Consider the following 10,943-nt stretch of genomic DNA (forward strand, 5'->3'; position numbering starts at 1 on the left):
GTCGCTCGTGGCCTGCCGCCGAGGAGGCGCGGGTCGGGTCGGTCTCGTCAGGCCCGGGCGCGGGCGATCAGGTCGTCGCGCGGGTTCTCGGCCGGCAGCGCGGCGGCCAGGGCCTCGACGGCCTCGCGCGCCTTGTCGTTGAGGTGCGCGGGCACCGCGACCTGGACGGTGGCGAGCAGGTCGCCGACGCCGTCCTTGGCGTGCACGCCGCGCCCCTTGACGCGCAGGACGCGACCCGAGGGCGTGCCCGGTGCGACGCGCAGACGCACGGGGTCGCCGCCCAGGGTGGGCACCTCGATGGTCGCACCGAGCGTCGCCTCGGCGAAGGTGACCGGTACGTCGAGACGCAGGTTCTTGCCGTCGAGCTCGAAGACGGGGTGCTTGCGAACGGCGACGGTCAGCACCATGTCGCCGGCCTCGCCGCCGTCGGGGCTCTGCTCGCCGCGACCGCGCAGCTTGATCTTCTGGCCGTCGTGCACGCCGGCCGGGATGCGGACCTTCATCGGCTTGCCGTTCGAGGCCTGCAGCGTGATGGTCTCGCCGACGATGGCGGTCTGGAAGTCGAGGGTCGTCGTGGCCGTCATGTCGCGGCCCTTCTGCGGGCCGCCGAAGCCGCGGTAGCCGCCGCTGGTCTGGCCGAATCCACCACCGCCGAACATGCCGCCGAAGATGTCGTCGAAGCCACCGCCACTGCCGCCCTGGCGGAACTGCGTGCGCTGTCCGCCCTGGTTGAACATGCCGCCGAAGACGTCCTCGAAGCCGCCGCCCGCGCCTCCGGGGCCGCCGCTGCCGGCCGCGAAGCGGGCACCGCCGCCCATGGCGCGCACCTGGTCGTACTCGCGACGCTGCTCGGGATCGGAGAGCACCGAGTGGGCCTCACTGATCTCTTTGAACTTCGCCTCGCTGGCCGCGTCGCCGGGGTTGGAGTCGGGGTGGTACTTGCGCGCGAGCTTGCGGTAGACCTTCTTGAGCTCGGCGGGCGTGACGTCTTTGGAGACACCGAGGACGGCGTAGAAGTCCTTGTCGAACCAGTCCTGACTCGCCATGCGGCACCTCCTTCCTTGACTGGAAGTCGCTGCCTGGCAGCGACCGGAAGAGAACGGGGGAGGCGGTGGGCACCTCGTCGAGGAGCCCACCGCCGATCGCGACTCGCGTCGCAGGGGGGTGGTGACGGGCAGCCCGGGGGCCGCCCGTCACCGGGGTGCTACTGGGGGGTGTGCACCGCGACCTTGGCGGCCCGGATGACCCGGTCGCCGATCGTGTAGCCCGGCTCGATCACGTCGGCCACGGTGTTGACCGTGACGTCGGCACTCGGCAGCTGGACGAGGGCGTCGTGCTTGCTGGGATCGAAGACGTCACCCTTCGCGCCGATCTGCGCCAGGCCGAACTTGTCGAGCCCCCCGCGGATCTTCTGCGCGATGACGGTCATCGGGCCCTCGGCCAGGTCGCCGTGCTGTTCGGCACGGGCCAGGTCGTCGAGCGCCGGCAGCAGCGAACGGACGACCTCGGCCACCACGGCCTCGCGGTTGGCCTCGCGGTCACGCTCGACGCGCCTCCGGAAGTTCACCAGCTCGGCCTGGGCCCGCAGCATGTCCTGTCGCATGTCGGCCACCAGGTCGGCACTGGCCGCGTCGAGGATCGCCTCGTCGTCGGCGCTCAGCGTCTCGGTGCCCTCGGGTGCCTCGGCCATCGACTCGGCGGCGGCCTTGGCCCCGGCCGGGGCCTCGGCGTCGGCCGGGGTCTCGACGTCGGGAGCCTCGGCGTCGACGAGCTCGTCGGGCTCGACCACGTCGGCCGTGCCGCCGTCTTCGGACGGGGTCGCGGGACGCGGCTCGTCGTCGGGCGTCTTGTTGTCGTCAGTCATGCCGACCGCCTCTACTTCTTGTCGTTGTCGTCGTCGTCCACGACCTCGGCGTCGACGATGTCCTCGTCGTCGCCCTGGGCCTGGCCGTCGGCGGGAGCACCCTCGGCACCGGCCGCACCGGCAGCGCCGGCCTGGTCGGCCTGGCTCTGCGAGTAGATCGCCTGGCCGAGCTTCTGCTGGCTCTCGTTGAGCTTGTCGAAGGCGGGCTTGATCGCGGACTCGTCGTCGCCGGCGAGGGCGGACTTGAGCGAGTCGACGTCGGCCTGGACCTCGGACTTGACGTCCGCGGGCAGCTTCTCGTCGTTCTCCTTGATCAGCTTCTCGATCGAGTAGACGAGCTGCTCGGCCGAGTTGCGGGTCTCGTTGGCCTCGCGACGCGCCTTGTCTTCGGCGGCGTTCTCCTCGGCCTCGCGCACCATGCGCTCGATGTCGTCCTTCGACAGCGACGAGCCGCCCGAGATGACCATCGACTGCTCCTTGCCGGTGCCCTTGTCCTTCGCGGACACGTGCACGATGCCGTTGGCGTCGATGTCGAAGGTGACCTCGATCTGCGGGACGCCGCGGGGGGCCGGGGCGATGCCGGTCAGCTCGAAGGTGCCGAGGTTCTTGTTGTCACGCGTGAACTCGCGCTCGCCCTGGAACACCTGGATCGCGACGGACGGCTGATTGTCGTCGGCCGTCGTGAAGGTCTCGCTACGCTTGGTCGGGATGGCGGTGTTGCGCTCGATGAGCTTCGTCATCGCGCCACCCTTGGTCTCGATGCCGAGGCTGAGCGGGGTGACGTCGATGAGCAGGACGTCCTTGCGCTCACCCTTCAGCACGCCGGCCTGGAGGGCGGCACCGACGGCCACGACCTCGTCGGGGTTGACGCCCTTGTTGGGCTCCTGACCACCGGTGAGCTGCTTGACGACCTCGGTGACCGCGGGCATGCGGGTCGAGCCACCGACGAGCACGACGTGGGCGATGTCGCCCACCTTCACGCCCGCCTCTTTGATGACGTCGTTGAACGGCTTCTTGGTGCGGTCGAGCAGGTCGCTCGTCCACTGCTCGAACTGCGAGCGCGAGATCGTCTCGTCGAGGTTGAGCGGGCCGTCGGCCGTCAGCGTGAGGTACGGCAGCTGGATGCTGGTCGAGGTGCTCGACGACAGCTCTTTCTTGGCCTGCTCGGCGGCCTCTTTGAGGCGCTGCTTGGCGATCTTGTCGGTCGACAGGTCGACGCCGTGGGCGTCCTTGAACTTCTTGATCAGGTGCTCGACGATCCGGTTGTCCCAGTCGTCGCCGCCGAGGCGGTTGTCACCCGAGGTGCTGCGCACCTGGATGGTGGAGAAGTCTTCGTCTTTACCGACTTCGAGCAGCGAGACGTCGAACGTTCCGCCACCGAGGTCGAAGACCAGGATGAGCTCGTCTTCCTTGCCCTTGTCGAGGCCGTAGGCGAGCGCCGCGGCGGTCGGCTCGTTGATGATGCGCAGGACGTTGAGGCCCGCGATCTCGCCGGCCTCTTTCGTGGCCTGGCGCTCGGAGTCGTTGAAGTACGCGGGGACGGTCACGACGGCGTCGGTGACCTCTTCGCCCAGGTACTGCTCGGCGTCGCGCTTGAGCTTGCCCAGGATGCGCGCGCTGATCTCTTGCGGGGTGTACTTCTTGTCGTCGATCTCGACCTTCCAGTCGGTGCCGACGTGGCGCTTGACCGACGCGATGGTGCGGTCGACGTTGGTGACGGCCTGGCGCTTCGCGGTCTCGCCGACCAGCACCTCGCCGTCCTTCGTGAAGGCGACGACCGAGGGGGTCGTGCGCAGACCCTCGGCGTTCGCGATGACGGTGGGCTCGCCACCCTCGAGGACGCTGACGACCGAGTTGGTGGTACCGAGGTCGATTCCTACTGCACGTGCCATGTGCTTTTCTCCTTCGTGGTGCGGTGTGACGAAAGCCTTGGGGGCCGGCCTTGAGTCGGCCTGGCTCAACTTTACTCACGCTGCGGCCGACGTCAAGCTGCGAACCTGAAAGTTGAGCCAGAAAGACTCAACTCTCGTGAGAGGGTCGCCGCGCCCACGCCGGACGAGGAGGCGCGACCCCCCTCGGCCACGGACGCCCACTAGGTTGACCCCCATGACCGCAGCGCAGACGCTCGCCGACGCCGACCCGATCCCCCGCCGCCGTGTGCTCTCGTGGGCCCTCTGGGACTGGGGCTCCGCCGCCTTCAACGCCGTGGTCACCTCGTTCGTCTTCAGCACCTACCTGGCGTCCGGCGCCTTCGTCGATCCGGCGATCGTGGCGGCGGCCGGCGACGACGCGCGCAACCCGGCCCTGGTGCTGGCCAAGGCCGAGAACGCGACGGTCATCTCGACCGCCCTGACGATCGCGGGGGTGCTGATCGCGCTGCTCGCGCCGGTGCTCGGCCAGCGCAGCGACGGCTCCGGGCGCCGCAAGCTCTGGCTGGCCATCAACACCGGTCTCGTGGTGCTGGCCATGGCCGCGATGGTGCTGGTCGCCCCGGCGCCCGGGTACCTCGTCTTCGGCGCGGCCCTGCTCGCCGTCGGCAACCTCTTCTTCGAGTTCGCGAGCGTCAACTACAACGCCATGCTCGTGCAGGTCTCGACACCGGGGACGATCGGCAAGGTGTCGGGGTTCGGCTGGGGCCTCGGATACGTCGGCGGCATCGTCCTGCTGCTGTTGCTGCTCGTCGCCTTCTTGCAGAGCTTCGGCGTCGAGGGACGCGGCGGCCTGTTCGGCGTCGCCACGGGAACGGAAGGAGGCGCGTGGGACGTCCGCCTGTCGATCGTCGTCGCCGCGGCGTGGTTCGCGGTCTTCGCGGTGCCGGTCCTGCTGTCGGTGCCCGAGCTGCCCGCCACCGCCGCACGGGCCCGGGTGGGCTTGTGGCGCTCGTACCGCCTCCTGGGGTCGACGATCGCCAAGCTCTGGCGCACCAACCGCCAGGTGCTGCTGTTCCTGCTGGCCAGCGCCGTCTTCCGAGACGGCCTCGCCGCCGTCTTCACCTTCGGGGCGATCATCGCCGCCCAGGTCTTCGGCTTCACGCCGAGCATGGTGATCTACTTCGCCGTCGGGGCGAACCTCGTCGCGGGCATCGGCACGTTCGTCGGGGGTTGGCTCGACGACCGGCTCGGGGCAAAGACGATCATCGTCGCGTCGTTGGTGGGGCTCGTGATCGCCGCCTTCGCGGTGCTCGCGATCGGGACCGCGACGAACCTCTTCTGGGTGTTCGGCCTCGCCCTGGCGCTCTTCGTCGGGCCGATCCAGTCGGCGAGCCGGTCGTTCCTCGCCCGGGTGACGCCGCCCGGGCGCGAGGGCGAGATCTTCGGGCTCTACGCGACGACCGGGCGAGCCGTGAGCTTCCTCGCCCCCGGGCTGTTCACCCTGTTCGTGAGCGCGACGGGCGACACCCGCTTCGGGATCGTCGGGATCGCGCTCGTCCTGCTCGCCGGACTCGTGTTGATGCTGCCGGTGAAGGGGGTGCAGCGCTCGATCGACTGAGGCGTGCTCGGAGTCGCCAAAACGAGAGGTGGAATGTAAAGTATCTCTCGGCCGCCCCGATCGGTCTTCCCTTTCCCCCATCCGGAAGAAGACATGAGCACGATCAGATCAGGCCTCACCGCCGTCGGCCTCGCGGCCCTCGCCGTGGGCACCCTCTCCCCCGCCGCAGCACACGCGGCCCCCACCATCACCGACCAGGCCTCGGCCGAGGCCCCGTCCGCGTCGACCACGGCCCCGTCCGCACCCCGAATCGCGTTCGTCCAACCGAGCGAGGGCGACAAGCTGTCCGTCGCCGGCATGGCGCCGGGCGCGCGACTCGCGGGAATCATCGTCGAGGGAGGGGGCAGCTACAGCGCCGCCGTCTGGAACGATCGCTTCGCCACGCTCGTCGACGTCGCCGACCGGGGCAAGAAGGCCACGCTGATCTCGTACACCCCGCAGGGTCGGGTCGAGGTCGACTTCGTCCTCGAGACCCAGTACGCCGAGGGCGAGGACGAGGCGCCCGGCACGCCCGTCATCCACGGGGTCAGCCAGTACGACGACGACCACCTCGTGATCGAGGGCACGGTGGCGCACCACCCCGATCTCTTCTCGAAGACCGAGGTGTGGGCCAACCGGTCGGGCATGTCGTGGGACTTCCCGTCCGAGAACGGGTCGTTCTCGCTCACCGTGCCCGCCTCGCGCGCCGGCGAGGTCATCGACGTGACGGCCTACTACCAGGGCCACGCCAGCGGGACGGCCCAGGTCGCGCTCGTCCCGACCGGGCGCAACACCGCCTCCGACGTCCACCCGCTCGACGTCGAGTCACCCACAGCGGGCGACGTGCTGGCGACTCCCGAAGCGACCTTCGCCGGAACCGGCATCCCGAACTCGCAGATCGTCGTGACGCGCGACGAGAAGACGAACCGCGCCTCCTCCACGCTCTGCGAGACCCGCGTCTCGTCGCTGGGCGACTGGAGCTGCACGTCGCCGACGCTGCCGGCCGGCAGCTACGACACCGTCGTGACCGAGACGCCCGCCTGGGCCGCGGCACCGAAACAGACCACCGGGACGGCGTTCTCCGTCGCCGACACCATGCCCGACCCCGGGACTCCGGGTCGCCCCTCGACCCCCCTCCTGTCGTCGGTGACCGAGGGCCCCGACGGCCGCCTGACCGTCCGAACGATCATCCACGGGGCCGGCCAGGCCCGCATCGACGTCGGCGACCACAGCGAGACCCGTCTCCGCGGGCAGCACGGCCGGTTCTCGTTCCTGCTCGACGGGTCGCTGGCCGGGCAGACCGCGACCATCACGGGGCTGTCCCACGACGGCGACGGCGACGGCGACTCCCTCGAGATCGACCTGACGCCGCTCGAGGCCCCGGCCGGCTCACCGCTCTCGGCCCCGTTGATGCACGGCATCTCCGAGGAGTCGAGCACCTTCTACGTCCAGGGCACCACCTCGTACTTCGCCGACGAGTACCTCGTGCCGACGGTGATCGCCCAGATCGACGGCGAGTTCGTCGCCGCGACCGAGTCCACCTGGAACGGCGCGTACATCCTCCGCATCCCGACCTCGTTCGCCGGGCAGGACGTCGACCTCTACACCGTCCGGAACGGCGAGCTGTCCGAGGCCACCACGATCACGGTCGCAGCGACCGAGAAGAACTCGGCTCCCGAGACGTTCCCCCTCGAAGTGACCTCGATCGCCGAGGGCGAGACCATCTCGACCGACATGACCTCGATCACCGGCGAGGGCATCCCCGGGTCCCGCATCGCGATCGCAACCGACCTGGCGCGTGCCGGCGAGGCCTGCGCCGCGTTCGTCGGGAGCGACGGGACCTGGACCTGCGAGCTGGAGGCGCCCCTGACGTCCGGCCCGCAGACCATGACGGTCACCGAGACGCCCTACTGGCGGACCCTCGCGCCGTTGACCTCGACGCGCTCGTTCACCGTGTCCGACGGCTCAGACGGCTCCGACGACGAGGACCTGACCGACCTCACCGTGACCAGCCACACCGACGGTGGCCGCTACACCACCGGCATCGCGACGTTCAGCGGCCGCGGCACGCCCGACGCCCGCCTGACCGCCGCCAACCAGTGGGGCACGCCCATGGGTTCGACCCGCGTGGACGAGGACGGCGACTGGAGCTTCAGCCGCAACCTCGGCCCGACCAGCGCCGGCTACGACATCACCTTCACGATGACGCCCACCACCGGTGCGCCCACACTGGTGACCCTGCACCTCGACTACGAGGCTCCCTCGCGGCCGCTGACCGTCACCAGCCACGTGGACGGCGACTCCTACCGCGAGGGCATCGCCCGCTTCACCGGCACGGGCACCGTCGGCGCCCAGCTCGTCTCGACCAACCAGTGGGGCACCCAGATGGGCAAGGCGACCATCGGCAGCGACGGCACCTGGGCGTTCTCGCGCAACCTCGGACCGACGAACCCCGGCTACGTCCTGACCTTCGTCGCGACCCACGGAACGGACGAGCAACGGGCGACCCTGACGTTGACGCACCAGAAGGACGACCTCGTCGACGTGCAGATCTCGTCCCCGGTCATCCGTGACGGCGGCATCAGCGAGGCCCACCGCACCGTGACGTTCCGGGGCACCGCCACGCCCTTCGCCACGGTCGTCGGCAAGAACCAGTGGGGCACGCCGTTCGGCAGCACCACCGCCTCGTCCACCGGCGCGTTCGCGTTCGACCGCTACGTCGGGCCCGCCGGCACGACCTACCAGCTGACCTTCGAGCAGAAGGCCACCGACGGCACGACGAAGACCACCACAGGGATCGACTTCGTCACCGGACGCTGACACCACCACCAGTACCGGCACCATCACCACCAGGGCCGGCTCCGCACCCGCGGGGCCGGCCCTCCCCCGTCCCCGACGCCGACGCGCCCGGCGGCCGCCGCTCCTCCTCGAGACCGACGACAACGTCGGCCGTCCTCCGTAGGCTGACCGGGTGAGCACCCTCGACGACGACTACGACCTCCGCACCTTCGCGGCCGCGCTCGACCCCGAGGCGAGCGACGACTCCCCGCGGGCCGACGTGGCGACCGCCGCCTGGGTCGACGCCGAGTCGATGGGCTTCCACGAACCGGCCGGCGACGACGACTCCCTCGGCCGTGCCGCGCGTCGCCTCGTCGCCGACGGGCGACGTCTCACGGGCGTCTACCGCCGCGAGGCCACCCCCGGCTCGCTCGACGCCGAGGGTCGCCCCGTCGCCACCTTCGCGTCGTTCGACAAGACCCTGCACGTCGGCGGCGGCCGTCTGATCGACGCCGACCTGGTCGCCGGCGTCACCGTGCAACCGACCCACCGCCGCAAGGGCATCCTGCGTCGGATGATCACCGACGACCTCGCCCGCGCCAAGGCGGCCGGCACCCCGGTCGCCGCCCTCACCGCGAGCGAGGCGTCGATCTACCGGCGCTTCGGCTTCGGCGTGGGCGTCCGCGAGCGCACCATCGAGGTCGACGTCCGTCGCGCGGGCGGCCTGCTCAGCGAGCCCGAGGGCAGCACCGAGCTCGTCACCACGGCCTCGCTCGCCGAGGTCGCCCCCGACGTCTTCGCCCGCTTCCACGTCCGCAGTCCCGGTTCGATCGACCGGCACGAAGGCGCCTGGAACCACGCCCTCGGCCGCGAGCGCGCCGACGGCACGCCCGACCCCGCGGTCCGGGCCGCGGTGCACCGCGACGCGACCGGCACCGTCGACGGCTACGTCACGTACCGGGTCGAGTCAGCCGGGGGCGGCCCCGGTTCCACCGGCGTGCAGACCCTCGTCGTCGTCGACCTCGTGGCCGCGACCGACGACGCCTACCTCGGCCTGTGGCAGCTGCTGCTCGCGGTCGACCTGGTCCGGGTCGTCCGGTACTCGAACGCCCCGCAGCACGACCCCTTGGCGCACGCGATCGTCGACGGTCGCGCCCTGACCATCAGCCACGACGAGGACCACGTGTGGTTCCGCGTCCTCGACCCGGTCGCGGCCCTGCAGGCTCGCCCGTGGGCGGCCGACGGCGTCGTCACGATCGCCATCGGTGACGCGCTGGGCCACGCGGCCGGCACGTACCGGGTCACGAGCGAGGCAGGCGAGGCGACGGTGAAGAAGGCGGCCGTCCGCCGGGCCGACCTCGAACTCGACGTCGCGACGCTGGGTTCGCTCTGGCTCGGCGGCTCCGACCCGGTCACGCTGGCCGCGGCCGGTCTGGTCCGCGAGCGACGCAAGGGCGCCGTCCAGAAGTTCCGCGCGATGCTGCTGCCCGAGCGACCCCTGCACGGCATCACCTACTTCTAGGCACGGCATCGGCCCCGGGGCCGAGACGCAGGAGGCGCGGGTCGGGTGACCCGCGCCTCCTGCGTCCTCGTGCGCCCCGCGCCGTACCGGTCCGGCAGGGCCGGAGGGCGCTACGCCCGCGCCAGCCCGTTCGCGCGCGCGACCTCGCCGTACCAGCGGGCGCTCGGCTTCGGCGTCCGCTCGAAGGTGTCGCGGTCCCACCCGATCAGGCCGAAGGTCGGGCGGAACCCGCTGGCCCACTCGTAGTTGTCGAGGGCGCTCCAGTGCTGGTAGCCGAGCACCTCGATGCCCTCGTCGATGGTGTCGTGGACGTGCTCGAGCGCGCCCTGCGTGTAGGCGATGCGCCGGGTGTCGTCGGCGGTCGCGATGCCGTTCTCGGTGACCATGACCGGCACGTGGCCGGACAGCTCCCACGCGCTGCGGATGCCCTCGGCGGCGGCCGGCGGGTAGAACTCCCACCCGGTCAGCGTCGTCTCGAGCCCCTCGGCGACCGGCCGCGGCCCCTCGGGCCCGACGAAGGTCTGCGTGTAGGCCTGCACGCCGACGAAGTCGTCACCCGCCGCCATCTCGCTGTACCAGTCGTCACGCACGTAGCCGTACTCGCGCGTCGCCTCGGCGGCACCCGGCTCGTCGACGGCCTTGAACGCCTGGGTGGCGACGGTCCAGCCCGACTTGATCCGAGGCAGCTGTGACAGCACCTCGCGGCTGCGCTTGTGCGAGGCGAGCAGGGCGTCGGCGACCTCGAGGTCGGGGTTCGGCAGCCCGTATGCGACGAGGTTCGACGCGTCCTCCCCGCCGGCGAGCATCGCGGCGATGTTCGGTTCGTTGATGGTGCAGACGTACTCGACGCCCTCGGCGACGACGGGCAGGGCGAGCTCGGTGTACCGGGCGAACAGGTCGGCGGCGTCGGGTGCGCGCCAGAAGCCGTCGCGCTCGAACCAGCGCGGCACGGTGAAGTGCATCAGCGTGACGATCGGCTCGATGCCGAACTCGTGGCAGGTCTCGACCATGCGGCGGTAGTGAGCGATCTGCGCCTTGCTGACGACGCCGCGCTCGGGCTCGATGCGGGCCCACTCGATGCTGAACCGGTAGCTGTTGAGCCCCAGCTCGGCGAGCAGGCGGATGTCGTCGCGGAACCGGTTGTAGCTGTCGGCCGCGTCACCGCTCGGTTCGACGATGGTCGTGCCCGGCGCGTGCTCGTGCACCCACCAGTTGCTGTTCACGTTGTTGCCCTCGATCTGGTGCGCCGCGGTCGCGGCACCCCACAGGAAGCCGTCGGGGAAGGTGAGCACAGGGGTCCTTTCGGAGGAG

General features: G+C 70.8%; 7 protein-coding genes. 3 read left to right on the plus strand and 4 right to left on the minus strand.

The window, feature by feature from the left end; translation table 11 throughout:
- Positions 1 to 47 precede the first annotated feature (47 nt).
- The 3 genes from ARTHRO9V_RS03245 to dnaK form a co-directional block, all read right to left on the minus strand.
- Positions 48 to 1,046, minus strand: coding sequence for a DnaJ C-terminal domain-containing protein (locus tag ARTHRO9V_RS03245; protein WP_159825571.1), 999 nt, complete (start codon positions 1,044 to 1,046; stop codon positions 48 to 50).
- A gap of 158 nt (positions 1,047 to 1,204) precedes the next feature.
- Positions 1,205 to 1,864, minus strand: a complete 660-nt coding sequence (locus ARTHRO9V_RS03250; RefSeq protein WP_233568413.1) for a nucleotide exchange factor GrpE — start codon at positions 1,862 to 1,864, stop codon at positions 1,205 to 1,207.
- Positions 1,865 to 1,875: 11 nt separating this feature from the next.
- Positions 1,876 to 3,756: a molecular chaperone DnaK gene (dnaK, locus tag ARTHRO9V_RS03255; protein WP_056049689.1), complete on the minus strand. Its 1,881-nt coding sequence runs from the start codon at positions 3,754 to 3,756 to the stop codon at positions 1,876 to 1,878.
- A 214-nt stretch (positions 3,757 to 3,970) separates the two neighbouring features.
- Between dnaK and ARTHRO9V_RS03260 the strand changes: the two genes are divergently transcribed.
- The 3 genes from ARTHRO9V_RS03260 (at position 3,971) to ARTHRO9V_RS03270 (ending at position 9,632) form a co-directional block, all read left to right on the plus strand.
- A complete protein-coding gene (locus ARTHRO9V_RS03260) occupies positions 3,971 to 5,353 on the plus strand; it encodes an MFS transporter (RefSeq protein ID WP_159825573.1) in 1,383 nt (460 codons plus the stop codon).
- Between the two features lie 93 nt (positions 5,354 to 5,446).
- Positions 5,447 to 8,152: a hypothetical protein gene (locus tag ARTHRO9V_RS03265; protein WP_159825575.1), complete on the plus strand. Its 2,706-nt coding sequence runs from the start codon at positions 5,447 to 5,449 to the stop codon at positions 8,150 to 8,152.
- 151 nt (positions 8,153 to 8,303) lie between these two features.
- Positions 8,304 to 9,632 carry a GNAT family N-acetyltransferase gene (locus ARTHRO9V_RS03270; RefSeq protein WP_159825577.1) on the plus strand — a complete coding sequence of 443 codons (1,329 nt, stop codon included), beginning with the start codon at positions 8,304 to 8,306 and terminating at the stop codon, positions 9,630 to 9,632.
- A 110-nt stretch (positions 9,633 to 9,742) separates the two neighbouring features.
- Here the strand turns inward: ARTHRO9V_RS03270 and ARTHRO9V_RS03275 are convergent, their stop codons facing one another.
- Entirely contained in the window at positions 9,743 to 10,924 is a 1,182-nt protein-coding gene (locus ARTHRO9V_RS03275) for a glycoside hydrolase family 1 protein (protein WP_056049700.1), read from the minus strand.
- Positions 10,925 to 10,943: the final 19 nt, after the last annotated feature.

Origin of the sequence: Frigoribacterium sp. 9N, from assembly GCF_902506305.1 — a bacterium.
In the GTDB taxonomy this organism is placed as follows: domain Bacteria; phylum Actinomycetota; class Actinomycetes; order Actinomycetales; family Microbacteriaceae; genus Frigoribacterium.